Raw genomic sequence first — 24,933 nt, 5'->3', positions numbered from 1 at the left:
AACGGGCCGACACTGTAGCGACGGCCCCGGGGAATGGCAATCGGCCCTTGGTCGGGCCGAACCGTTGTTTATTCCTGAACCGGCGTCAGCGCGATCCGCAGCGCCTCGACCGCCGCATCCCGCGCAGCGGCGTCGGCGAACGCCGGGCTGTCGCCGACGCACTCACCTTCCAGCCACACGCTGAACGCCAGGCCTTCGCTGCGCACATCCAGCGCCTGACCCGATTGCAGTTGCTTGGTCACCTGGCCCGCCGCCTTGCCGTCGGCGAAATTGCGCGACAGCAGCAGTTGCTCGCCGTCCGCTGCCAGCAGACGGAAGCGGAAGCTGCCGTCGTCCTCGCGAAAACTGACGAACCGTGCGGCTTTGGCGGCTTTCTTCTTGGTGGTCGCGGCCGCTTGCGCCTGATTGACGAACGAACGCAGGCCGACGGCCTCGCGCAGTTCGTTGAGGAACGGCGTGGCCACCGCACGGGCCTTTTTCGCGCCGTGCTGCAGGATGTCTTCCAGATCCGCCGGACGCTCGATCAACTGGTGATAGCGCTCGCGGGACTCGCCCAACTGGCCGTCGAGCAACTGGAACAGGCGGCTCTTCGCCTCACCCCAGCCCAACCCCTGCAGCAGGTCGCTGCGGAACTCGTCGGCCTGCGCCGGGGTGGCGAACGCCTGGAACAGGGTGAACAGGTGCGAGTTGTCCGGATCCTTCGCCTCGCCCGGCGCCCGGGAGTCGGTGACGATCCGCGAGATCGCATCCTTCATGTCCTTGGCGCTGGAGAACAGCGGGATGGTGTTGTCGTAGCTCTTGGACATCTTGCGGCCGTCGAGGCCCGGCAGCGTGGCGACACTTTCCTCGATCTGCGCCTCGGGCAGGGTGAAGAACTCCTTGCCCTGGCCGAACAGGTGGTTGAAGCGCTGGCCGATGTCACGGGCCATTTCGACGTGCTGGATCTGGTCGCGTCCGACCGGCACCTTGTGCGCGTTGAACATCAGGATGTCGGCGGCCATCAGCACCGGATAGCTGTACAGCCCCATGGTGACGCCGGCGTCCGGGTCTTCGCCGGCCTCGACGTTCTTGTCCACCGACGCCTTGTAGGCATGGGCGCGGTTGAGCAGGCCCTTGGCGGCGACGCAGGTCAGCAGCCAGGTCAGCTCGGGGATTTCCGGGATGTCGGACTGGCGATAGAACGTCACGCGGTCCACATCCAGGCCGCCGGCCAGCCAGGTCGCGGCGATCTCCAGGCGCGAACGCTGGATGCGCAGCGGGTCGTCGCACTTGATCAGGGCGTGATAGTCGGCCAGGAAGTAGAACGAATCGGCGTTCGTGTCACGGCTGGCGACGATCGCCGGGCGGATGGCGCCGGCATAGTTGCCCAGGTGCGGCGTGCCGGTGGTGGTGATGCCGGTGAGGATGCGGGTACGGTTCGTCATGGGTAATCGCTTGTCAGACTGCAATCAATTCGAGAGACGCGGCAGGATCAGATCCTTGAGATCGGTCAGCTTGCCATGAAAAAAGTGTCCGCATTCTGCCACTTTCAGCAGCTCATGGGGGCGCTGGAGTTTGCCGGACCATTCGTAGACCAGCTGCGGATCGATCACTTCGTCGGTTTCCGGCTGAATCACCGTCAGTTCGCCTTGATGCGGCAGCAGATCCTGCTCGCCCAGGCGCATCACCGCCGGCGCGACCATGAACAAGTGCTTGAGCGTCACGCCCTGGGCCTCAAGGCGCCCGCCGAGGCTGGCCGCCACGAACCCGCCGAAGGAAAAGCCGAACAGGGTCAGCGGCAGCTCCGGGTGCTTTTCCCGCAGCCAGGCGGCAGCGGCCCAGGCGTCGTCGACCTCGCCGCTGCCCATGTCGTGGCTGCCTTCGCTGGCGCCGACGCCACGGTAGTTGAAGCGCAGGGTGATCAGGCCGGCGTCGCGCGCGGTGCGCTGCAGGGTCGAGACGACCTTGTTGAGCATCGTGCCGCCCTGCACCGGGTTCGGGTGGCAGATCAGCGCGATGCCGCGCGGCTGTTCGTTGTCCAGGTACAGGGCTTCAAGTTGACCGACAGGGCCGGCAATCGCTACAGGGGTTTCACGCATCAGCAAGGAAGGAACTCCGTGACCTCGGATCGGGTCGACTCGTCTAGCAAATTGTCTGTGCCGATCTATTGCGAGTGAATCGCGGTATACAGCGCAGGTTCGAGCCGTTAACGTAAAGCAAAGCCGTTTATAGAGGAAGGACTCGTGGAACACTCGCTCTTAGTTTGGTTGTTGCCGACTCTTGCCCTGGTTGTGGGTGTAGCCATCGGTTTCCTGATCGCTCGCGTTGCGCCGAACGCCGCGCCGAGCCGCACGCAGCGTCAGCTGGATGACATCCAGGAACGTTTCGACAGTTATCAGAACGAAGTGGTGACCCACTTCAACAGCACCGCGAACCTGGTCAAGAAGCTGACCCAAAGCTACCAGGAAGTGCAGGATCACCTGGCCGAAGGCGCCAACCGCCTGGCCCTGGACGAACAGACCCGCCAACGCCTGCTGGCTTCGCTGCACGCCGAAGCGAGCCAGGCGCCACGGGAACGCCTGACCCCGCCACGGGACCAGGAGCCGCCGCGGGACTACGCGCCGAAGGCGCCGAACTCGCCGGGCATGCTCGACGAGCATTACGGTCTGAAGAAGTAAGCGGCCTCCGCTCCAAGCGAAAAGCCCCCGGACATGCGAGTGTCCGGGGGCTTTTTTGTGTCTGGCGTCTTCGGTGTCGGTCACGACCCCATCGCCAGCAGGCTGGCTCCCGCCGATGCAGCGCATACCTGTCGGACCGGCAACCGCACTCCCCTGAGGGAACCAGCCTGCTGGCGATGAGGCCATGGCCGGCCACACAAAAAAATGCCCGATCACCAGGATCGGGCATTTTTCATTCGGCCGTCGGGTTACGGATACTGCTGAACCGTGCCCGGCTGCTGCTGACCCCCGTACTGCTGACCCGGAATCGCCTTCAGGTTGACCTCGACCCGGCGGTTCTGCGCCCGGCCGTTGACGTCGCCATTGCTGGCGATCGGGTTGTCCGGGCCGGCGCCCCGGGCCGACAGGTTGGCGCCGCTGACGCCTTGCGACGTCAGGTAGGTCGCCACGCTCTGCGCACGGCGCTGGGACAGGTCCATGTTGTGCTGGCGGCTGCCGGTGCTGTCGGTGTAGCCGACGATCTCGATCTGGTTCTGGTTGAACTCCTTCAGGGAGCTGGCCAGGTTGTTGAGCGGCTGATAGAAGCTGGAGGCGATGTTCGCCGAATCGGTGGCGAAGGTGATGTTGCCCGGCATGATCAGCTTGATCTGATCGCCCTGGCGCTGCACCTCGACGCCGGTGTTGGCCATGCTGGCGCGCAGTTTCTTCTCTTGCTGGTCGGCGTAGTAGCCGTAACCGGCCGCCGAGGCGCCGACCACGGCGGCGCCGATCAGGGCACCCTTGCCGCGGTTGTTGTGGTCGATCGCCGCACCGGCCAGGGCGCCGGCCAGGGCACCGAGGCCGCCGTACTTGGCGGTCTTGCTCATGCCCTGGGAGCCGCCGTCGGCCTGGCCCTGGTTGTCGTACGGGTTGGGCGAGGCGCAGCCGGACAAAACGGCCACGGCGGTGGCGACAATGATCAAACGACGGGTGGTGAACATGGAGTGCTCCTACATTTGCATTCTGTTGTGCAGCGGCCATTGGCAAAAGACCCGTGCGGGCGTTGGATCATGGCAATGGGCAAAAATTCCGCCGTGCACTCATGACAAAATGTTTAGGCGCGCACGAAGGGGTTTTCACGCATCTCGTCGCCCAGCCGGGTGTCCGGGCCATGTCCCGCCACCACGGTGGCGTCTTCGTCCAGGGTGTACAGCCGCTGCTTGATCGATCGCACGATGGTCGCCTGATCGCCGCCCCACAAGTCCGTGCGTCCCACTCCGCGACGGAACAGCGTGTCGCCGGCAATCAACAGCTTAGCCTCGGAAAACCAGAAGCTCATGGAACCTGGCGTATGCCCCGGCGTGTGCAGCGCGACGCCGCAGCCGCAGGCCAGCTCTTCGTCGTCCTCGAGCCAGCGGTCCGGCGACGGCACCGGGGTGTACGGCACGCCGAACATCTGGCATTGCATCTCCAGGTTGTCCCACAGGAACTGGTCGTCCTTGTGCAGGTGCAGGGTGGCGCCGGTCTTTTCCTTCATCTGGCCGGACGCCAGGAAGTGATCGAGATGGGCATGGGTGTGGATGATGCTGACCACCTTCAGCCCCAAGGCGTCGAGGCGCGCCATGATCCGGTCCGGATTGCCGCCGGGGTCGACGACGATGGCCTTTTTCGTGATCGGATCGCCGATGATCGTGCAGTTGCATTGCAGCGGGCCGACAGGAAAGGTTTCGCGGATGAGTTGGGGCTTGATGGCGGTCATGGGAAGTCCTGTGTGTTCGTGGGCCTGCCGGGCGCGACGCACGGTCGGCAATGGCGCTCAGGATTCTACGCCACCGGCCGATAGAGAACCTCCGGTCAGATTTTTGGCGCCATGAATAAAAAAATAGTGGCCAATTGATGCCAGTCGCCCGGTTTCTAATGCAAAATTGCACTTTGTAGCGGCCACATTTTCAGGAAGGGCCGCAGCCTACTCAGGAAATCCGCATGCCCCGCCCTACTGGTTACACCGATGCTACGTTCGCCTCGCTGACTGGCGTCAAACCCGTCGACAGTCTCATTTCCGGCTACAAATGGGAAAGCACCAAGTGGTGGTCGCCAACAGCCGTAACCAGTCTGACGTACAGTTTCATTGTGCCGGGCACTTCCGTCTTCGCCCCCAACTACAGCCCCGACAACGAGCCCAAGGCCGCCTATGCGCTGACCGACGCGCAAAAGACGGCGGTGACCGCAGCGCTGGGCGCCTGGTCCGCCGTGGCCAACATCACGTTCCAATTGACGGGCGAATCGTCGACAAGCGTGGGCGACCTGCGCTTCGGCGGCTACACGCTGCTGGACAGCGGCTCCGCAGCTTGGGCCTACACGCCGTACGAAACCCCCAACGCCGGCGACGTCTGGATCGGCCCGAACACCAATGAGCCATCGCCCGACAAAGGCACCTACGATTTCATGACGTTCGTCCATGAGATCGGCCATGCGATCGGCCTCAAGCATTCGTTCGCCCCGTCGGTTTACAACAGCATCACGCTTGATCCGCAGCTCGATGACGCGGGCTTCACGATCATGAGCTACAACAACAACTATTCCTATCTGCCGACCACCCCCATGGTGCTCGACATTCTGGCGATCCAGAGCCTGTACGGCGCCAATACCCAATGGGCGACCGGCAACAACGTCTACTCCTGGGCACCGACGCAGTCCGTGTTCGAAACCATCTGGGACGCCGGCGGCATCGACACGATCGATGCCAGCAACCAATTGGCGGCCGTCAGCATCAACCTCAACGAAGGCCAGTACAGCAAGATCGGCAAGGCCTTCACCGATCAGGCGGGCAACACCTTCAACCAAGGGCTGGCCATTGCCTTCGGCGCGAAGATCGAAAACGCCACCGGCTCGGCATTCAACGACACCCTGACCGGCAATGCCCTGGACAACACCCTCAACGGCGGCGCCGGCGCGGACATCATGGAAGGCGGCGCCGGCAACGACAGCTATGTCGTCGACAACATCGGCGATGTGGTCATCGAGCAGGGCCCTTCGGCCAGCGACGTCGATTCGGTGTACTCCTACATCGACTACACCCTGGGCGCCAACCTTGAGAACCTCAACCTGGTCGGCAGCGCCCTCAACGCCACCGGCAACTCGCTGAACAACATCCTCCGGGGCACCGGCGGCAACAACGTGCTGGACGGCGGCGCCGGCGCCGACCTGATGATCGGCGGCCTGGGCAACGACATTTACATCGTCGACAACGTCGGCGACGTGGTCAGCGAGACCAGCACCCTGGCCAGCGAGATCGACACCGTCCGCGCCTCCGTGAACTACACCCTCAGCGCCAACGTCGAGAACCTCACCCTGACCGGCACCGGCAACATCTACGGCATCGGCAACGCGCTGAACAACGTCATCATCGGCAACGACGGCGACAACCAACTGGTCGGCGGCGCGGGCCTGGACACCCTGATCGGCGGCAAGGGCAACGACGCCTACGGTATCGACCAGGTCGGCGAGCTCGCCCTGGTCCAGGAACTGGCCAACGAAGGCACCGACCGCCTGGAGATCTCGTTCAACGCAAGCGCCCAGAGCACCATCGACCTGGGCCTGGCCAACCTGCAGAACGTCGAGAACGTCGCCCTCGTCGGCGCCGGCGACTTCTCCGTCTTCGGCAACGCCCAGAACAACACCCTGATCGGCAATACCGGCAACAACACCCTCAACGGCGGCGCCGGCGCGGACACCCTGATCGGCGGCGCCGGCAGCGACAGCTACGTCATCGACAACGTCGGCGACGTGATCATCGAGCAAGGTCCGTCGGCCACCGACGTCGATTCGGTGTACTCCTACATCGACTACACCCTGGGCGCCAACCTCGAGAACCTCAACCTGGTCGGCGGCGCCCTCAACGCCACCGGCAACGCCCTGAACAACGTCCTGCGGGGCAACGACAACGACAACCGCCTGATCGGCGGCGCCGGCCTGGACATCATGATCGGCGGCAAGGGCAACGACACCTACGGCCTCGACCAGGCCGGCGAGCTCGCCCTCGTCCAGGAACTGGCCAACGAAGGCACCGACCGCCTGGAGATCTCGTACAGCGCGACCGCCCAGAGCAGCACCGTCGACCTGGGCCTGGCCAACCTGCAGAACGTCGAGGACGTCACCCTCCTCGGCGCCGGCGACTTCACCGTCTACGGCAACGCCCTGAGCAACACCCTGATCGGCAACAGCGGCAACAACACCCTCAACGGCGGCGCCGGCGCGGACACCCTGATCGGCGGCGCCGGCAGCGACAGCTACGTCATCGACAACGTCGGCGACGTGATCATCGAGCAGGGCCCGTCGGCCAGCGACGTCGATTCGGTGTACTCCTACATCGACTACACCCTGGGCGCCAACCTCGAGAACCTCAACCTGGTCGGCAGCGCCCTCAACGCCACCGGCAACTCGCTGAACAACACCCTCAGGGGCACCGACGGCAACAACGTGCTGGACGGCGGCGCCGGCGCCGACATCATGATCGGCGGACTGGGCAACGACACCTACATCGTCGACAACGTCGGCGACGTGGTCAGCGAGACCAGCACCCTGGCCAGCGAGATCGACACCGTCCGCGCCTCCGTGAACTACACCCTCAGCGCCAACGTCGAGAACCTCACCCTGACCGGCACCGGCAACATCTACGGCATCGGCAACGAGCTGAACAACGTCATCATCGGCAACGACGGCGACAACCAGCTGGTCGGCGGCGCGGGCGTGGACACCCTGATCGGCGGCAAGGGCAACGACGCCTACGGTATCGACCAGGTCGGCGAGCTCGCCCTGGTCCAGGAACTGGCCAACGAAGGCACCGACCGCCTGGAGATCTCGTTCAACGCGACCGCCCAGAGCACCATCGACCTGAACCAGAGCAACCTGCAGAATTTCGAAGACGTCGCCATCATCGGCGCCGGCGACTTCTCCCTCTTCGGCAACGCCCAGAACAACACCCTGATCGGCAACGCCGGCAACAACACCCTCAACGGCGGCGCCGGCGCGGACACCCTGATCGGCGGCGCCGGCAGCGACAGCTACGTCATCGACAATGTCGGCGACGTGATCATCGAGCAGGGCCCCTCGACCACCGACGTCGATTCGGTGTACTCCTACATCGACTACACCCTGGGCGCCAACCTGGAGAACCTCAACCTGGTCGGCGCCGCCGTCAAGGCCACCGGCAACTCGCTGAACAACGTTCTGCGGGGCAACGCGGGCAACAACGTGCTGGACGGCGGTGCAGGCGCAGACACCCTGTTCGGCGATGCCGGGGCGGACACGTTCGTGTTCCGTGCCGTCAATGAAATGGGGATCGGCGCCAACCGAGACGTGATCAGCGACTTCAGCAGCCTGCAAGGCGACAAGATCGACCTGACCCAGTTCGATGCCAACCTGCTGCAGAGCGGCATGAACGGCTTCACGTTCATCGGCGCCAACGCCTTCACCGGCGCCGGTCAACTGCGCTTCGTCGATCACGTGCTGTCGGGCAACGTCAGCGGCAACGCCGGCGCCGATTTCGAGATCATGCTGGTCGGCGTCAACAGCTTCAGCGCCAACGATCTGGTGTCCTGATCGCCTCGCGGCTGTGACTGAACGAAAAACGCCCCGACCGGTTCGGGGCGTTTTTCATTGGGGGGACTGCGCTGGACCGCTCAGGCCAGCACACCCAACGCCTTGGCCCGCGCCACGGCCTGGGTGCGCCGCTCCACGCCCAGCTTGCTGTTGATGTGGCTGGCATGGGTCTTGACCGTGTGCAGCGAAATGAACAGCTGTTCGCTGATTTCCTGGTTCGAGCAACCTTGGGCGATCAGCCGCAGCACCGCCAACTCGCGGGAACTCAACAGCTCGGCCGCCGGAGCCTCCAACGCCGCACGCGCAGGGGCCGGCGGGAACAGCTCCAGCAATTGCCGGCCCAGCGGGCTTCCGGTCAGTTGGCTGCGCAACCAGTCCGGGTGCTCGTCGAACAGTTGTCCGAACGGCTGCAGCACACCGCCGGCGGCCGCTTCGAGGGCCTGGCTCAAGGCCTTGCGCGCTTCAGGCTCCCGCCCGCCGCCCAGCAGCACGGCGACCTTCTGCGTCAACGCCATCACGCTGAGCAGCTGCCGCCCGGTTTGCTGGCCGTTTTCCAGCAACACGTTCAGCCGGCCTTCGGCGAGCATCGGCTGCCCTTGAATCACATCCAGCAAGGCCTGCTGCAATTCGACATGCAACGGCAACTGCGGATGGAACTCCGGCGGCGCCGCGGCGCGTTCGCCTGTGTAGGTCTGCCCCAGGCGCGCCAGCCAGGCCTCGGCCAGGTCGGTGCGCCCCTGCGCCAGCCACAGTTCGCATTTGACCAGGGTGATCATCGCCAGGTAATAGATCGGCGGAACGTCCCAGATGTGCATCAGCCGCTCGGCTTCGGCCAACTCGGCGAAGGCCTTGGCGAATTCGCCGCCGCTGCCCTCCAGCCGGGCGATCACACAGTGGCCGATCAGCACGCTGATGTCGCGGCAGGCCCGCGCCTCGCTCAGGCCGGCCTGCAGCCGTGCCCGCGCCGCCCGGGGTTGCAGGCGCATGGCCAACAGAAAACCTTCGTACAGCGTCAGCCGGGCCCGCACGGCGTACAGGCGCTGCGTCGACAGCCCGCGCAGGCGCTCAAGCCCCTGGTGCACTTCATCGAGCGCCCGCAGGATTTCCCCCCGGGCCTGCAGCACCCGCGCCCGGTCATAGTGGGTCAGGGCCTCGAACAACGGATTGCCGACCCGCTGCGCCAGCTCCAGGGACTCGCGGTTCAGGCGCCGGGCCTGCCAGAGGTCGCCGTCGGCGATCGCCAGGTTGGACAGGGTCGAGAGGCACATCAGCCGTTGCCCGTAGCGCTTTTCAGGAAGGCTCTCCAACGCTTCGCTGCAGTATTGGCGTGTCAGCTCGCGCCGGCCGCGGCCCCGGGCGATGATCCCGCTCAACGCCAGCCATTGCGCCAGCATGGATTTCTGGGCGGTGGCCGACGGTGCCGGCAGGAAGCGGCTGAGGTGGCTGGCCAGTTCCTCGGCGGCATCGAGCTGGCAAGCCAGGCCCAAGGCCCAGCTGTACAGCACGATCAACCGCGGCGTGCTGATCAGCAGGCTGTCGGGCAGGTCCATCTTCCAGCGCAGCAGCATGCCGACGTTCTGCTCGGCCAGCAGTTGCTCCTCGGACAGGTTCTGCACCAGGTTCGCCGCCACGTCCAGGTGCCCGGCGCGCAGGGCCTGCTCCACCGCCTCGTCCAAGAGGCCCTGGGCGTTGAACCAGCGGCAGGCGCGCAGGTGCAAGGTGGCCGGCGGCACCATGGCATGGGCGGCAGGCCGGCTGCGCAACAGGTCGGAAAACAGGTGATGGTAACGGTACCAGTGGCCGTGCTCATCCAGCGGCACCAGGAACACCTGATGCGCCAGCAGGTAGCGCAGGATCTCGGCGCTGTCATGGGCTTCGCGCACGGCATCGCACAGCTCGCTGCAGAAGCGCTCCTGCGGCGCGGTGTCGAAGAGGAAAGCCTGCACGTCCGCCGGCAGGCAGTCGATCACCTCCTCCAGCAGGTAGTCGCGGATCAGCCCTTCCCCGCCGTTCAAGGCCTGCGGCAGCGCCGCTTCGTTGCCGGCCCCGGCCGCCGCCAGCAGCCAGAAACGCAAGCCGGCGACCCACCCTTCGCTGCGCTGGATCAGGTTCTCCACCGCCTCGCCGCGCAAGGCGCTGCTGTGGCGGTCGAGCAAGGCCAGCGCCTCGTCGCGGGTCAGGCGCAGATCCTGTTCGTTGAGTTCCAGCAGTTGCCGCGACAGGCGCAGGCGCGCCAGGTGCCAGTCCGGCCGCTGGCGGCTGGTGACCATGACCAGCAGGCCGTCGGGCAAATGGTTGAGGAAAAATTGCAGGCAACGGTCGAGCACCGGCCCCTGGGCAAGGTGGTAATCGTCGAGCACCAGCAGCAGCGGCGCCGAAGGATCGAGCTGCAGCGCCAGTTCGTCGAGCAGGCCGTCCAGCCACTCTTCGAAGGCGAACGGCTGATGACGCTGACGCATTTTCAGCAGCCCCAGCGCCCGGCTGCCCAACTGCGGGAAAAAGTCCTGCAGGCCTTCAAGCAGGCGTTCGAGGAAACGCCCCGGATCGCTGTCCCGCGGGCTCAGGCCCAGCCACAGGCTCTGCCAGTGCGCCGGCAGGCTCTGGCAGAACTCCACCGCCAGCGAACTCTTGCCGAAACCGGCCGGGGCGCTGACCAGCAACAGCCGCCCGCCGAGGCCGGCGCGCAGGCGCTCGCACAGGCGCGGGCGCAACACATGGCCGTCAGGCAGCGGCGGACGGAAGAAACGGCCGTCCAGTGCCGCGACGGCAACGCTTGCAGGACCCGGTAGCGGGGACAGATCAGTCATGGCCGGCTCTTGTTCGAATGGCTGTTGGCGGCGTGGCAGATGTCCGCAGACTAGCCGTAAACGAAGAGGGATTGAAGGCGGTTGCTACAAATGGCTACAAAAAGGCTACGGAAAAAGCCACAGGCAAAAAAAAACGCCCCGAACCGGTCGGGGCGTTTCCACGAGGATGCGGCCTCGTTTGCAGCGGTTTAGCGGATGCCGTCCTGACGCAGCGCGTTCGGCGTGAAGTCGGCGGTGGTGGCGGTGAAGCCGAAGTCATACGCCGACTTCTCTTCGTTCTTCATGCCCAGCGCCAGGTAGCGGCCGGACTGCAGGTCGTAGAGGGTCTCCAGGGTGTACCACGGCACCTGGACGTTGTAGTAGTTCTGCGAATGGGCCTCGGCCACGCGCCACAGCTGGTTGCGGCCGTCGTAGTGGTCGATCACCGCCGCCTGCCAGGTGTCTTCGTCGATGAAGAAGTCACGTTTGGCGTAGATGTGGCGCTGGCCTTCCTTCAGGGTCGCGACCACATGCCAGACGCGGCGCAGCTCGTAGCGGGCCAGATCCTGGTTGATGTGGCCGGCCTTGATGATGTCGGCGTACTTGAGCTTCGGATCGTCGAGCTTGTAGCTGTCGGAGGCGATGTACATCTCTTTCTTGCCTTCGAGCTTCCAGTCGTAGCGGTCCGGCGCACCGTTGTACATGTCCAGGTTGTCGGAGGTGCGCAGACCGTCCGCCGCGGTGCCCGGGCCGTCATAGGACACCTGCGGCGCCCGGCGCACGCGGCGCTGGCCGGCGTTGTAGACCCACGCCGAACGTGGTTCCTTCACCTGGTCGAGGGTCTCGTGCACCAGCAGCACGCCACCGGCCAGACGCGCCGGCGCGGTCACTTTCTGCTTGAAGTAGAACAGGATGTTGCCCGGGTTGGCCGGATCGTAGTCCTTCATCTTGTCGCGGAACACGAACTGGTCCTGGAAGTACACCAGGCTGAACGAGCCGTTGGCCTGCGGCGTGGCCTGGGTCACCAGACGGGTCACGCTGCCGCCGCGGTAGCGGGTGATGTGGTTCCAGATGACTTCCACGCCGCTCTTCGGAATCGGGAACGGCACGGCGGTGTCGAAGTTCTCCAGGCCGTTGCCGCCGGACACCAGGTTGGTGCTGGTGGCGTTCTTCTTGATCGCGGCGAACACGGCGTCCGGCACGGTGGCGCCGCGGTGGGACGGGTAGACCGGCATCTTGAAGGTGTCCGGGTAGCGCTTGAACATCGCGTACTGGCCCGGCGCGAGCTTGTCCTTGTACTGCTCGACGTTCTGCGCGGTGATGGTGAACAGCGGCTTCTCGCTGGCGTACGGGTCGGACAGGAACCCCTTGCTGTCGACGGTGCCGGCGTTCTTCGGCATCGGCTTCCAGGCCGGGATCGAACCGTCGGCGTTGCCGGCCATTTCGGCGCCCATCGGGGTCAGGCTCTTGCCCAGCTTGTCCGCTTCGGCGGCGGGCACCGCCGCCATGACGCCGGTCGCCAGCAGCGACAGGCCCAGAACACCGGCGTGGAACAGACTCTTTGTTATTTTCATAAATTCGTTCGTCCTGAAGATGCAGTGCTTAGAAGTTCACGCCGAAGCTGAGGGCCACGAAGTCGCGGTCATCCACGGTGGTGTACTTGCCGTCGAAGAAGTTGGTGTAGGCCAGGCTCGCGGTGTAGGTGTTCTGGTACTCGGCGTCGAGGCCCAGGCTGATGGCCTTGCGGCCTTCCTCGAAGTTGCCGCCAGGGCCTGGCGAGTAGCCGCTCACGTCGTGGGACCAGGCCACGTTCGGCTTGAGGTTCACGCCGGCGAACACGTCGTTGTATTCCCAGATCGCCCGGCCGCGGTAGCCCCACGAGGTCGAGGTGGTGAAGCCCTCGTTGGTGCAGTTGCGGCTGCGGTTGTTGGTCGGGGTGCCGGGGCCTGCGCCGTTGATGGTGCTGGTGTTGAGCGCCACGCAGGTGTCCACCGGACCGGTGAACGGCAGTTCGCCCGGGCCGTAGACCGGATCGCGGCCGTAGCGCACGTCCGAGGTGCTTTCCAGGCCGCCGACGTGGGTCACGCCCACTTCGCCCACCAGGGTCAGGCGGCTGGCGCCCATCACCTGATCGAAGAAGTGCGTCAGGGTGGTCTGGAACTGGGTGATTTCCTTGCGGCGGTAGCCGTGCAGGTCCTGGCCCGGAACGCCGTTGAGCAGCGAAGCGTTGGTCAGGGCGCCGCCCAGCGGCCGCACGCCGGCGAACAGGATGTCGGTGGAGTTCAGCTGCACCGGCGCGTTCGGCCGGTAGCTGATCTCGCCGCTCCACGCCGTGCCGGTGGGCAGGGTGGTGGAGAAGCTCAGCCCGTAGAGGCGGATGTCCTCAGGGTATTCGACGAAGTACTGCGAGTTGCCCGCCACCAGCAGCGGCCCGAGCGCGGCGAACGGCCCCGGCAGCCCGCGCGCGGTGTTGTACACCGACTGCGGCGCGCCGGTGGCGCTGAAGATCGGCGCACGGCTGTGGTAGTTCATGAAGTAGGCGCCGAATTCGGTGTCCAGCGGCTCGAACATGTACTTCAGGGACGCGCCCCACTGGCCGCCGTCACGGGCGTCCCGGTCGCCGCCGCGGCGCACCAGCACGCCTTCCTCGTTGACGTCGACGCCGTTGGCCGCCAATGGCCCCAGGGCGATGGCCGGGATCTGCGAACGCTTGTTCAGCACGCGCAGGTTGTTGTCGCAGCCGTCGGCGATGATGTCCGGCTGGGAGAAGAAGGTGCCGCAGTTGTCGACGACGGTCTGGTCCCATTCGATCTGGTAGAAGGCATCGGCCGACAGGTTGTCGGTCAGACTCTGGGACACGTAGAACATGTTGACCGGGATCAGGCCTTCCTTGATCTCGGCGCCCGGACGGCGGAACGCGGAGACGTCGATCGGGTTGATCGAGTTGATGCCGCCGCCGATGAAGGTGCTTTCGCCCCAGCTCACCACCTGCTTGCCCAGGCGCACGGAGCCCGGCTGATCGGCGATCGAGTAGTTGTGGTAGACGAAGGCGTCGAGGATCTGGCCGCCGGCGGACTTGGCGCCTTCCTTGCGGTTGTTGTCGCTGATGTCCTTGAACTCGCGGCTTTCGTCCTTGAGCTCGAAGTCGTACCAGTACTTGCCCCGGACGAACACGCCGGTGTCGCCGTATTTCAGTTCCAGGTCATGGATGCCCTTGAAGATCTTGGAGAAGGTCTCGCCGCTCTTGAAGTTGGCGTGGCCGTCGTCGGAGGTCTGGGAGAGGCCGTGGCCGCCGTTGTTGACGCCGATGAGGTTCTTGTTCGGCTGCTGGGTCGACCAGCTGGCCCCGATCGACAGGGAGGAGTCGAACTGGCCTTCGATTTCACCGACGTTGAAGCTGACGCCGAATGCAGGCCCGGCGAGCGTGGAGGCGAGACTGACGGCCAGAGGCAGTTTAGCCCGGCGCCAGAACTGGTTAGCTGAATTCATCGACGCTACTCCATGTGCATTATTGTTATGGCAGTGAGTACTTTTAAAAACGCCTGAAGGACCGGACGCCAGGGCTGCCCGAATTCGCTTCAAATTGCATCGCCCCAAATGTGTGCGCGTGTGCCCCGTTCTTAAAAATCCTTGAGCGGACTATAGCCAGCAGGGGGTATCGCTTGATCCCTCTAAAGTGTGATTTGCAGCTGCCGGCCACTCTGGAACAGTCCTTTCGCCAGGCCGACCCATGTCGGCACGGCAAGGATGGCTGAAAATTCGGATTTCACAAGCCAAGCGCTTGCTTGGGGGTGTCTGGCGCGCCGTTTGCGGCGCGCCAGGGGACGCTCAGAGCGTGGAGAGGAAGGCGCTGTTGTTGGTCTGCCACTCGGTGATGTCGAGGCGGATGCGCTTCTTGTCGAGCTTGCCGACGCTGGTCTTGGGAATTTCGGTAACAAGGGCGATCTGGCTCGGGATCGCCCATTTGCTCAGGTGCCCCAGCTCGACGAACGGCTTGAGGTGCTCCTTGAGCTCCCGCGCCCCGATCTCATGCCCCTCGCGGACCACCAGCAGGGCAAACGGCCGCTCGCCCCACTGCGGATCGGGAATGCCCACCACCGCTACTTCGCGTACCGCGACGTGACGGCTGATCAGGTCTTCGAGGTCCAGCGAGGAGATCCATTCGCCGCCGGTCTTGATCACGTCCTTGATGCGGTCGCGGATGTCGATCACGCCCATGCCGTCCAGCGTGGCGACGTCACCGGTGTGCAGCCAGCCGCCGGCCCACAGCTCGGCGCCCTTCTGCGGCTCGTTGAAGTAGCCCTCGGTCAGCCACGGCGCACGCAGCACCAGCTCGCCCTGGGTCTCGCCGTCCGCCGGGAGGAAGTTGCCTTCGGCGTCGACGATGGCCGCCTCCACCAGGGGTCCCGGCACCCCGGCCTTGATCCGGTAGGTGGTGCGCTCGTCTTCGCTGCCGGCCATCAGTTCGTCGTTCAGGTGCGCGCAGGACACCAGCGGCCCGGTCTCCGACATGCCGTAGGCGGCGGTCAGCTGAATGCCGCGGGCCTTGGCGGTCTCATACAGGGAACGGTTGAGCGCGCTGCCGCCGATGACGATTTTCCAGCCGCCGAAATCGGTGCCCTGGGCGCCCTTGGCGTTGAGCACCATCTGCAGGATGGTCGGCACGCAGTGGGAGAAGGTGACCTTTTCCTTGCGCCACAGCTCGACCAGGAACTCCGGATCGTAGCGCCCCGGATAGACCTGCTTGAGCCCGAGCATGGTCGCCACGTACGGCAGGCCCCAGGCATGCACGTGGAACATCGGCGTGATCGGCATGTACACGTCGTTGGTGCCCAGCAGCCGCACGCTGTCGATGGCGCCCATGATGGTCGACACGCCCATGGTGTGCAGCACCAGTTGCCGGTGGGTGAAGTACACGCCCTTCGGGTTGCCGGTGGTGCCGGTGGTGTAGAAGGTGGTGGCCACCGAGTTCTCGTCGAAATCCTGGAAGTCGTAGCGCGGGCTGGCGGCGGCCAGCAGTTGCTCGTACTCGCCGACAAGGTTGGGCAGGTCGGCGGTCTTCTCCGGCAGATCCGTCAGCAGCAGGGTCTTCTCCACCGTGGTCAGGTGCGGCGCGATGGCCCGGTACAGGCCGGTGAACTCACTGTTGACCAGCACGAAGCGGTCCTCGGCGTGGTTCATCGTGTAGAGGATCTGCTCCGGCGACAGGCGCACGTTGATGGTGTGGATCACCGCGCCGATCATCGGGATGGCGAACATGCATTCCAGGTAGCGATGGCTGTCCCAGTCCATCACCGCCACGGTGTCGCCGGCCTTCACGCCCGCCGCCGTCAGCACGTTGGCCAGCCGCGCGACCCGTTCGATCAGGGTCGGGTAGCTGTAGCGCAGCTGGTCGCGGTAGACAATCTCGCGGGTCTTCTCGTAACGGGCGCCGGACATCAGCAGCCGTTTGATCAGCAGCGGGTACTGGTACGCCCCTTCGGCGGGCGGGATGACGCGGGTCTGCAACATAGGAATCCCTTTTCTGACGGCACGGTGTTGGCATTAGAGCTCTACTCTAGAACCGTTGCGTGACAGTCAAATCAGCCAAAGGAATGATTTGCAGAGCGGCGCAAATGCTAGCTTTGCGCCAGCATTTGCGATGGTTCGAACCGGCTCAAGCCATTTGTCCGACAGCCTCTTCCGAAGGCGTGCGTGGGAAAACCGCTGCGGCAAGGAAGGTCAAGGCGCCAAAACCGGCGAGAATCAAGTAAAGGCCCGCGAAGCCATGGCGCGGTTCGACATAGGCGATCAGCGGGATCGCCGTCGCGCTGGCGCCGAACGACAGGCAGTAGCGCAGGGCGAACACCCGGGCCTGCCAGTGCGGCGCGACGAAGTTGGCCACCATCGAATCGTTCACCGTGACCTGACCGAACACCACGAACATGAACGCCGCACCGACGGCGATCACCGCCCAGCCATCGACCCAGGCCAAGGCCAGCAACAACGGTGCCTGGCACAGGGTCAACACCACGAACGGCCATTTCAGGCTGATCCGGTGCAGCACCCGGCCGATGCTCAACTGCGCCACCGCGCCGAAGGCGTAGGCCAGGCTGACCACCACCCCGAGGGTCTGCGGCGAGGCGGCCCATTCATGCAAGCGCTCCTGGAACAGCTTCGGGTAGGTCATGGTGGTGGCGTTGAACACCACTCCGCCGGTGGCCGTGGCCAGCGCCAGCACGCCGAACACCATCGCCATGGAGATGCGCTGGCCCGCGGCGCCCTTGAGCGCAGCGTGGGCACGCACCGGAATCGGTTCGTCACGCACATGGAGGGCAAACCCGATGCCCAGGGCGATGGCCACCGCACCTGGCACCAGGAACGCCGCACGCCAGCCGAACTGCGCCACCAGCAACCCGGTGACCAGCGCCGAGAACGCCACCCCCAGGTTGCCCCACATGCCGTTGATGCCGATCTCGCGACCGCGGTTCTGCGCATAGGCCACCAGCATCGCCGTGCCCACCGGGTGGTAGATCGCGGCGAAGACACCGGTCAGGGTCAGGCCTGCCACCAGCATCGCGGGGCTTGCGCTCAGGCCGGTGAACATCGCCGAGGCGCCGATGCCGAAAAAGAACACCAGCATCATGTGGCGCCGGCTCCAGCGGTCACCGAGCCACCCGGCCGGCAGCGAGCAGGCGCCGAAGGCGATGAAGCCGCCCAGCGACAGGCCGATCAGCGCGGCGTAGTCGAGCCCGAAGGCTTGGGTCATGCCGAGCACGGCGGCGGGGAAGATCAGCATGAACATGTGATCGATCACATGGGCTGCGTTGATGTAGCGGATGACGGTGGCGGATCGGTTCATGGCGGCACGCTTGATGTTGTTGTGAGCGGCTATGCTAAGTTGGCGAAAAAGCGCAGACCTGCCAATCAAGTCATCGAACCAGACATGTTGATCAGCCATTTCGAACACGGCCCGGTGAGCGCCTACCCCCGGGACTACCTGGACGGCGCCCACCAGCCCTTGCACCTGCACCGCGAGGCGCAGCTGCTGTATGCGGTGCGCGGGGTGATGCGGGTGGTCACGGCCCAAGGCGCCTGGGTGCTGCCGCCGACCCGTGCGGTGTGGATCCCGCCCGAGGTCGCGCACGAGATCTTCATGTCCGGCGACGTGCAGATGCGTTCGCTGTTCATCGCCCCGGAGCTGTCGCCGGCCAGCCTCCAGCAGTGCTGTGTGCTGGCGGTCACGCCGTTGCTGCGCGAACTGATCCTGCGCGCCGTGCAGGGCCCGCCCCACGCGGACAATCCGCTGATCCAGCAACTGATGCTGCAGGAGCTCGCCGGCCTGGAGAACCTGCCGCTGCACATTCCGATGCCCTCCGACCGGCGCCTGCAAGGCATCTGCCTGGCGCTGCTGCAGACCCCCGACCACCCCAACACCCTGGAGGACTGGGCGCAGCAGGCCGGGGCCAGTTCACGGACGCTGGCGCGCCTGTTCCAGCAGCAGCTGAAGATGAGTTTCAACGCCTGGCGCCAGCAACTGCGCCTGATGGAAGCCCTGCCCCGCCTGCTCGCCGGGGACAGCGTGCAGCGCGTGGCGCAGGATCTGGGTTACGGCAGCGCGCGGGCGTTCAGCGCGATGTTCCGCCGTTTGCTCGGGGACAATCCCCGGGAGTACCTCAACGCCCTCAACCAGCTCGGGTCGATCAGTGCATCTCGGTGAAGGCCAGCTTCACGCCGATGGCGATCAGCACCGCGCCCATGGTGCGGTCGAACCAGTGGCCCATGCGGGCGAAACCGGCGCGCACGCGCTGCTGGCTGAACAGCAGCGCCACCAGGCAGAACCAGGTCGCGGTGGCCGCCGCCAAGTAAATGCCGTAACCGGCCTGCACCGCCAGCGGCGTGTGCGGGTTGATCACCACGGTGAACAGCGACAGGAAAAACAGCGTGGCCTTGGGGTTCAGCCCGTTGGTCACGAAGCCTGAGGTGAACGCGCCGCGGGCGGTGCGCTCGCCGGCCTCCTTGTGCAGATCATCGGTGACGGCCGGCGCCGGCTGCGCGCGCAAGGCCTTGTAGCCGATGTACAGCAGGTACGCGGCGGCGGCCCACTTCAGGGCGTTGAACAGCACGATCGACTGCGACACGATCAGGCCGATGCCCAGCAGCGAGTAGCCCACGTGCAGGAAAATCGCCGTGCCCACGCCCAGCGCCGTCCAGGTGCCGGCGCGCCGGCCGTGGGTCACGCTCTCGCGCACCACCACGGCGAAATCCGGGCCGGGGCTGGCCACGGCCAGCAGGTGGATCAGTGCAACGGTCAAGAACTCGGTCCAGTACATGGGGACTCCTTTGGGTCGAATCGGGCGGATCCGCAGAGCAGAGCCCCCAGCGGGGCGGGCTTCAGCCGTTGCGTATCAATTTGTTTCATCTGGTAGGCTCGGCAGATTACGCCTTCCGTTCACCGCACAAAAGGTACAGTTGATGACGAACGCCCGCCGCGCCGTATTCCTCGATCACCCTTCCCTGGATCTGGGCGATCTCGACCTGAACCCTTTGCGCGAGTGCTTCAGCGACCTGCAACTGTTCGCCCAGACCCTGCCGGAGCAGATCGCCGAACGCCTGCACGGCGCCACCGTGGCGATCACCAACAAGATCGTCATCGACGCGGCCGCCATGGCGGCCAACCCCGACCTGAAGCTGATCCTGATCACCGCCACCGGCACCAACAACGTCGACCTGGCCGCCGCAAAGGCCCGCGGCATCACCGTGTGCAACTGCCAGGCCTACGGCACGCCGTCGGTGGCGCAGCACACGATCATGCTGCTGCTCAACCTCGCCACCCGTTTGGGTGACTACCGAAAAGCCGTCGGCGAAGGCCGCTGGCAACAGGCCAAACAGTTCTGCCTGCTGGACTACCCGATCGTCGAGCTGGAAGGCAAGACCCTGGGCCTGCTCGGGCACGGCGAACTGGGCGGCGCGGTGGCCCGCCTGGCCGAAGCGTTCGGCATGCGCGTGCTGTCGGGGCAGATTCCGGGACGGCCGCCGCGGCCGGACCGCGTGCCGCTGGCTGAACTGCTGCCCCAGGTCGACGCCCTCACCCTGCACTGCCCGCTCAACGAACACACCCGCCACTTCATCGGTGCCCGGGAACTGGCGTCGATGAAACCCGGCGCGTTCGTGGTCAACACCGCCCGCGGCGGCCTGATCGACGAGCAGGCGCTGGCCGACGCCCTGCGCAGCGGCCACCTCGGCGGCGCCGCCACCGACGTGCTGAGCACCGAGCCGCCGGTCAACGGCAACCCGCTGCTGGCCGCCGACATTCCGCGCCTGATCGTCACCCCGCACAACGCCTGGGGCAGCCGCGAGGCGCGGCAGCGCATCGTCGGGCAACTGACCGAAAACGCCCACGCGTTCTTCAGCGGTGAGGCGCTGCGGGTCGTCAATTGATAGACTGCGGCACTTTTTTACCAAGGAGCAGTTATGGATCCGCGCAGTGAAGTACTGCTTCGTCAGGCCGAGTTATTCCAAGGGTCGGTGCTGCTGGCCGGGTTGCCCGCCGACGATCTGCTCGGGCGCCTGCCCGACGCGTTCGGCTGGTGCTGGCATGCCGGCGATCAGGCCATGCTGGAGGCGCGCTTCGCCGGGCGCAGCCACTTCGGCGTGAACGTCCCCGAGCGCGGGTTCGACAGCGCGGTGGTGTTCCTGCCCAAGGCCAAGGACCTGACCGACTACCTGCTCAACGCCGTGGCCGCGCGCCTGGCCGGGCGCGAGGTGTACCTGGTGGGGGAGAAACGCGGCGGCATCGAAGGCGCAGCCAAGCAGCTCAATCCGTTCGGCAAGCCGCGCAAGCTCGACAGCGCCCGCCATTGCCAGCTCTGGCAGGTGACGGTGGCCGACGCGCCGGCGGCCAAACCGCTGGAAAGCCTGGCCCAGACCTATGAACTGCCGCTGGCCGAAGGGCCGCTCAAGGTGATCAGCCTGCCGGGCGTGTTCAGCCACGGCCGGCTGGACCGCGGCAGCGCCCTGCTGCTGGAGCACCTGGACAAACTGCCCAGCGGCCATCTGCTGGACTTCGGCTGCGGTGCCGGCGTGCTGGGGGCTGCGGTCAAGCGTCGCTACCCGGACACCCAGGTGACCTTGCTGGACGTCGACGCCTTCGCCGCCGCCAGCAGCCGTCTGACCTTGGCGGCCAACAGTCTGGAAGGCGACGTGCTGACCGGCGACGGCATCGATGCCGCCCCGCTGGGCCTGAACGCGATCCTGACCAATCCGCCGTTCCACACCGGGGTGCACACCGACTACCAGGCAACGGAAAACCTGCTGCGAAAAGCAGCCCAACATCTGAAAAATGGTGGCGAACTGCGGTTGGTGGCCAATAGTTTCCTCAAGTACCAACCGTTGATCGAGGAGCATCTGGGCGCCTGTTCGGTGAGGGCCGAAGGCCAGGGGTTCCGGATCTACAGCGCCAAGCGCGGCTGAAAATTTGTACTTGCCCAATCGGATTTGCCTAGGCAGAATCCGCTCCGTCCTAGGGGAGTAGTCTCCCACGAGCGCCTAGCTCGTCCGGCATACGTCAACACACTTGATCCGCAGATCATGGCGTATGCGACCCCAGCGTCCGCACCAGACGGACCGCAGGGTTTGACAAGACCTATGACACGCACACCTTACCCGGGGCGGGAAGGCTGTACGTGTCATAGCCGTGTCGACCCGCCCCTTAGGAAATCCTGATGCTGGACTCGCTGCTCGTTCCCACCGCCATCGTTGCCCTCGCCGAAATCGGCGACAAGACGCAACTGCTCGCGCTCATTCTCGCCGCACGCTTTCGCAAACCCTGGCCGATCATCGCCGGCATCGTCGCCGCGACCCTGGCCAACCATGCGGCCGCCGGTGCGGTCGGCGCCTGGTTCGGCAGTTTCTTCTCCGACTCCGTCCTGCACTGGATCCTCGCGGCCAGCTTCGCCGCCACGGCCCTGTGGACCTTGGTGCCGGACAAGATGGACGACGACGAGGCCAGCACGGCCCGCAAGTTCGGGCCGTTCCTGACCACGCTGATCGCGTTCTTCCTGGCTGAAATCGGTGACAAGACCCAGATCGCCACGGTGATGCTGGCGGCGCAGTACCCGGAGCTGTGGCTGGTGATCATCGGCACCACCGCAGGCATGCTGATCGCCAACGTGCCGGTGGTGCTGGCGGGGAACTTCGCGGCGGAGAAACTGCCGCTGACGCTGATCCGTCGCCTGGCGGCTTCGGCCTTCATGATTCTGGCGATCGTCGCGGTGTACAAGGCGATGCAGAGCAGCGGCTGGGTCTGACGCGGCAAGCCTGCGATGTCGCGTTATCGTTCATCGCGGGCAAGCCCGCTCCCACAGGATTCTGCGGTGACCACAGCCCCAGCATTCACCCGAGATCCCTTGTGGGAGCCAGCCTGCTGGCGATGGCGTCAGTCCGGGCACCACAGGCCCAAGACAAGACAGGTGCCCCCCACGGGAATCTGCGCTGAACCGTCCTTGTGGGAGCGGGCTTGCCCGCGAAGGGGCCACCAGCCGCGCAGGGTGTCCATCAGGACTTCGGCGCTTTCTCGTACAACGGCATCACCTTCGGAATCGCCGCCTGCAACGAGGCGATCCGGCTGGACGAGGCCGGGTGCGTGCTCATGAACTCCGGCGGTGCGCCTTCCGAGGCCTTGCTCATCTTGTTCCACAGGGTGATCGCGGCGTTCGGGTTGTAGCCGGCCCGGGCGGCGAGTTCGAGGCCGATCAGGTCGGCTTCGTTTTCGTTGGCGCGGCTGTTGGGCAGGGTCATGCCGTAGTTGGCCACCGTGTCGGCGAGGGCCAGGCTGTCCTGACCCAGGCCGAGCAGCGCACCGGCCCCCTGCTTGGCCATTTCGATGCCGTAGGCCTTGGACATCGCCTCACGGCCGTGCTCGCGCAAGGCGTGTGCGATCTCATGACCCATGACCGCGGCGATCTCGTCGTCGGTCAGCTTCAGGCTGTCGATCAGCCCGGTGTAGAAAATGATCTTGCCGCCGGGGCCGCAGTTGGCGTTGAGCTCATCGCTCTTGATCAGGTTGACCTCCCACTTCCACTGCGCAGCGTCCGGACGGAAGTTCGGCGCCTGCGCAATCAGCCGGTTCGCGATGGCCTGAACGCGTTTCGCGTCGTTGCTGGTCTTGTCCAGCACGCCCTTGCCGGACGCCTCGCCCACCGTCTTCTGATAGGACTGGGCATACATCTGGTCGACTTCCTGCGAGGACAGCATGCTGAACATGTACTGCTTGCGTTCCACACCCACGGCGCCGCCGCTGGTGGTGTTGACCGACTGGCAACCGGCCAGCGACAGCGCTGCGCCCAGCGCACCTGCAACCCAAATCTTGTTCATTCAAAAGCTCCCTGGAAACCTGCGCGTATCCTAGGCGGGTAACGGTAGCCGCGCCAGATCCAACAGACGTGTTGCACGTACTTTCAGAAAGCCTCCGCGCCCCTGTAGGAAAAAATTCATACCCGCCGCAATGCCTTCCGCCACTGCGTCGCGCACCGATCCATTTGCGACATCCTTCCTTTATTCCGGCGCAATCCGCTCATGGCTCCGTGCCCGCTGCCGATACATCAGCGCAGACGTCTTCCTGCGTGCGGAGCTCCCATGAAATTCAAGTCGATCCAGTTTTCCGTGGCGGCCCTGGCCGGCGCCATCGTTCTCAGCGTGGTGGCCGCGCTGGTGCTGTATGCGCTGTTCTCCGGCGCCCGGACGCAAGACATGGTGCAGGAACGCACCCAGGCCCAGTTCGAGCAGGTCATTGAACAGCGTCTGACGTCCCTGGCGCAGACCCAGGTCAGCCAGATCCAGCGCGAGCTCGAAGCGCCGCTGCTGATCGCCGGCGGGCTGGTGCGGGTCAACGCCCTGCTCGGCACGCCGGGCGCCGACGGCCAGCCCCGGCTGACCGTCAGCCGCGAGCAGCTGATCAGCCTGATCAAGGAAAACGTCGAGAAGAACCCGAAAATCCTCGGCACCTACATCGGCTGGGAAAAGAACGCCCTGGACCACAACGACGCCGCCTACGTCGGCACCCAGGTGGTGGGCATCGACGCCACCAACGGGCGCTTCCTGCCGTGGTGGTTCCGCAATGACGACGGCACCCTGGGCCTGGACAAACTGGTGGATGTGGACGACCAGAAAGTCCTGTCCACCGGCGTGCGCGCCAGCGAGTACTACCTGTGCTCGAAGGAAACCAAGAAGTCCTGCGTGATCGACCCGGCGCCGTACAAGGTCGGCGACAAGGTCGTGATGCTCGCCTCGTTCATCGAGCCGATCATGCTCAACGGCGCGTTCCAGGGCATCGTCGGCGCCGACCTGTCGGTGAACTTCATCCAGGAGATGCTCCTGGCCGCCAACCAGAAACTGTACGCCGGCGCCGGGCAGATGGCCCTGATCGGCGGCAATGGCCGGATCGTGGCGTACACCAAGGACCCGAGCAAGTTCGGCGAGAAGGTCAGCGACATCCTCGACAGCCAGCAGATCGCCAACATGGCCAATCTCAAGCGCGGCGAAGTCACCTACACCGTCAGCAAGGAACAAGGCCGGATCGAGCTGTACCTGCCGTTCGGCATCGGCCAGACCGACGCGCGCTGGACCTTGATGCTGCAATTGCCGCTGAACGCGGTGATGGCCGACCTGCAGAAACTCCAGGGCGACCTCGACGCCCAGCGCAAGTCCGACACTTTCGGCATGGCCATGGTCGGACTGATCATCGCCGGCCTCGGCCTGCTGGTGATCTGGCTGGTGGGCCACGGCATCGCCCGTCCGCTCAAGCAGATGGTGACCATGCTCGACGACATCGCCCAGGGCGAAGGCGACCTGACCCGCCGCCTGAGCAGCGACCGCAGCGATGAGCTCGGCTCGATCGCCAAAGGCTTCAACACGTTCCTGGCCAAGTTGCA

General features: G+C 65.3%; 17 protein-coding genes, 1 pseudogene and 1 riboswitch. Of the genes and pseudogenes, 7 read left to right on the top strand and 11 right to left on the bottom strand.

The genetic code is table 11. The features are described 5' to 3' along the window. Nucleotides 1–68: 68 nt before the first annotated feature. Both CAG31_RS21185 and CAG31_RS21180 read right to left on the bottom strand, forming a co-directional pair. Nucleotides 69–1,424 (bottom strand): tryptophan--tRNA ligase, encoded by a 1,356-nt coding sequence (locus tag CAG31_RS21185; RefSeq protein ID WP_085584806.1) that lies wholly within the window; start codon nucleotides 1,422–1,424, stop codon nucleotides 69–71. Between the two features lie 24 nt (nucleotides 1,425–1,448). Next, nucleotides 1,449–2,078 (bottom strand): alpha/beta hydrolase, encoded by a 630-nt coding sequence (locus CAG31_RS21180; RefSeq protein ID WP_085584938.1) that lies wholly within the window; start codon nucleotides 2,076–2,078, stop codon nucleotides 1,449–1,451. Nucleotides 2,079–2,222: 144 nt separating this feature from the next. On the opposite strand from CAG31_RS21180, the gene CAG31_RS21175 reads away from it, so the two are divergent. Next, the gene (locus tag CAG31_RS21175) at nucleotides 2,223–2,657 is read left to right on the top strand and encodes a YhcB family protein (protein ID WP_085584803.1); all 435 of its coding nucleotides are present in this window, start codon (nucleotides 2,223–2,225) and stop codon (nucleotides 2,655–2,657) included. A 248-nt stretch (nucleotides 2,658–2,905) separates the two neighbouring features. Here CAG31_RS21175 and CAG31_RS21170 read toward each other — a convergent pair whose 3' ends face one another. After that, complete coding sequence (locus tag CAG31_RS21170; protein ID WP_085584801.1) at nucleotides 2,906–3,637, bottom strand: OmpA family protein; 732 nt, start codon at nucleotides 3,635–3,637, stop codon at nucleotides 2,906–2,908. A gap of 113 nt (nucleotides 3,638–3,750) precedes the next feature. Beyond that, nucleotides 3,751–4,395, bottom strand: a complete 645-nt coding sequence (locus CAG31_RS21165; protein WP_085584799.1) for an MBL fold metallo-hydrolase — start codon at nucleotides 4,393–4,395, stop codon at nucleotides 3,751–3,753. A gap of 224 nt (nucleotides 4,396–4,619) precedes the next feature. Here CAG31_RS21165 and CAG31_RS21160 point away from each other — a divergent pair, with 224 nt between their 5' ends. Then, nucleotides 4,620–8,237 carry a M10 family metallopeptidase C-terminal domain-containing protein gene (locus CAG31_RS21160; RefSeq protein ID WP_085584797.1) on the top strand — a complete coding sequence of 1,206 codons (3,618 nt, stop codon included), beginning with the start codon at nucleotides 4,620–4,622 and terminating at the stop codon, nucleotides 8,235–8,237. Nucleotides 8,238–8,317: 80 nt separating this feature from the next. Here the strand turns inward: CAG31_RS21160 and CAG31_RS21155 are convergent, their stop codons facing one another. The 5 genes from CAG31_RS21155 to CAG31_RS21135 form a co-directional block, all read right to left on the bottom strand. Beyond that, nucleotides 8,318–11,044: a LuxR C-terminal-related transcriptional regulator gene (locus tag CAG31_RS21155; RefSeq protein WP_085584795.1), complete on the bottom strand. Its 2,727-nt coding sequence runs from the start codon at nucleotides 11,042–11,044 to the stop codon at nucleotides 8,318–8,320. A 188-nt stretch (nucleotides 11,045–11,232) separates the two neighbouring features. After that, nucleotides 11,233–12,597, bottom strand: coding sequence for a DUF1329 domain-containing protein (locus CAG31_RS21150; RefSeq protein WP_085584793.1), 1,365 nt, complete (start codon nucleotides 12,595–12,597; stop codon nucleotides 11,233–11,235). A 28-nt stretch (nucleotides 12,598–12,625) separates the two neighbouring features. After that, nucleotides 12,626–14,512 carry a DUF1302 domain-containing protein gene (locus CAG31_RS21145; protein ID WP_085584791.1) on the bottom strand — a complete coding sequence of 629 codons (1,887 nt, stop codon included), beginning with the start codon at nucleotides 14,510–14,512 and terminating at the stop codon, nucleotides 12,626–12,628. Nucleotides 14,513–14,851: 339 nt separating this feature from the next. Continuing rightward, nucleotides 14,852–16,534, bottom strand: coding sequence for a fatty acid--CoA ligase (locus CAG31_RS21140; protein WP_085584789.1), 1,683 nt, complete (start codon nucleotides 16,532–16,534; stop codon nucleotides 14,852–14,854). 145 nt (nucleotides 16,535–16,679) lie between these two features. Beyond that, nucleotides 16,680–17,864, bottom strand: a complete 1,185-nt coding sequence (locus tag CAG31_RS21135) for an MFS transporter (protein WP_085584787.1) — start codon at nucleotides 17,862–17,864, stop codon at nucleotides 16,680–16,682. 84 nt (nucleotides 17,865–17,948) lie between these two features. On the opposite strand from CAG31_RS21135, the gene CAG31_RS21130 reads away from it, so the two are divergent. Then, nucleotides 17,949–18,722, top strand: coding sequence for a helix-turn-helix domain-containing protein (locus tag CAG31_RS21130; protein ID WP_085584785.1), 774 nt, complete (start codon nucleotides 17,949–17,951; stop codon nucleotides 18,720–18,722). Here CAG31_RS21130 and CAG31_RS21125 read toward each other — a convergent pair. Then, nucleotides 18,706–19,335, bottom strand: coding sequence for a LysE family translocator (locus tag CAG31_RS21125; protein WP_085584783.1), 630 nt, complete (start codon nucleotides 19,333–19,335; stop codon nucleotides 18,706–18,708). The two genes, CAG31_RS21130 and CAG31_RS21125, sit on opposite strands and share 17 nt — an antisense overlap. A gap of 142 nt (nucleotides 19,336–19,477) precedes the next feature. Here CAG31_RS21125 and CAG31_RS21120 point away from each other — a divergent pair, with 142 nt between their 5' ends. From CAG31_RS21120 to CAG31_RS21110, 3 genes are all read left to right on the top strand, one after another. After that, nucleotides 19,478–20,443: a 2-hydroxyacid dehydrogenase gene (locus CAG31_RS21120; protein WP_085584781.1), complete on the top strand. Its 966-nt coding sequence runs from the start codon at nucleotides 19,478–19,480 to the stop codon at nucleotides 20,441–20,443. Between the two features lie 33 nt (nucleotides 20,444–20,476). Further along, entirely contained in the window at nucleotides 20,477–21,475 is a 999-nt protein-coding gene (locus CAG31_RS21115) for a class I SAM-dependent methyltransferase (protein WP_085584779.1), read from the top strand. Between the two features lie 40 nt (nucleotides 21,476–21,515). Beyond that, nucleotides 21,516–21,638, top strand: a riboswitch (yybP-ykoY riboswitch). Between the two features lie 88 nt (nucleotides 21,639–21,726). Continuing rightward, entirely contained in the window at nucleotides 21,727–22,311 is a 585-nt protein-coding gene (locus CAG31_RS21110) for a TMEM165/GDT1 family protein (protein WP_085584777.1), read from the top strand. Between the two features lie 247 nt (nucleotides 22,312–22,558). On the opposite strand, the gene CAG31_RS21105 is transcribed toward CAG31_RS21110, so the two are convergent. Beyond that, the gene (locus CAG31_RS21105; protein WP_085584775.1) at nucleotides 22,559–23,377 is read right to left on the bottom strand and encodes a M48 family metallopeptidase; all 819 of its coding nucleotides are present in this window, start codon (nucleotides 23,375–23,377) and stop codon (nucleotides 22,559–22,561) included. A 201-nt stretch (nucleotides 23,378–23,578) separates the two neighbouring features. On the opposite strand from CAG31_RS21105, the pseudogene CAG31_RS29055 reads away from it, so the two are divergent. Beyond that, nucleotides 23,579–24,925, top strand: a pseudogene (locus CAG31_RS29055) (HAMP domain-containing protein); the annotation flags it as partial. Nucleotides 24,926–24,933: the final 8 nt, after the last annotated feature.

The sequence above is a fragment of the Pseudomonas sp. R25(2017) genome (assembly GCF_002112565.1).
In the GTDB taxonomy this organism is placed as follows: Bacteria; Pseudomonadota; Gammaproteobacteria; order Pseudomonadales; family Pseudomonadaceae; genus Aquipseudomonas; species Aquipseudomonas ekonensis.
The sequence above is the reverse complement of the archived record's forward strand: the minus strand, read 5'-3'. Positions and strand labels throughout refer to the sequence as shown.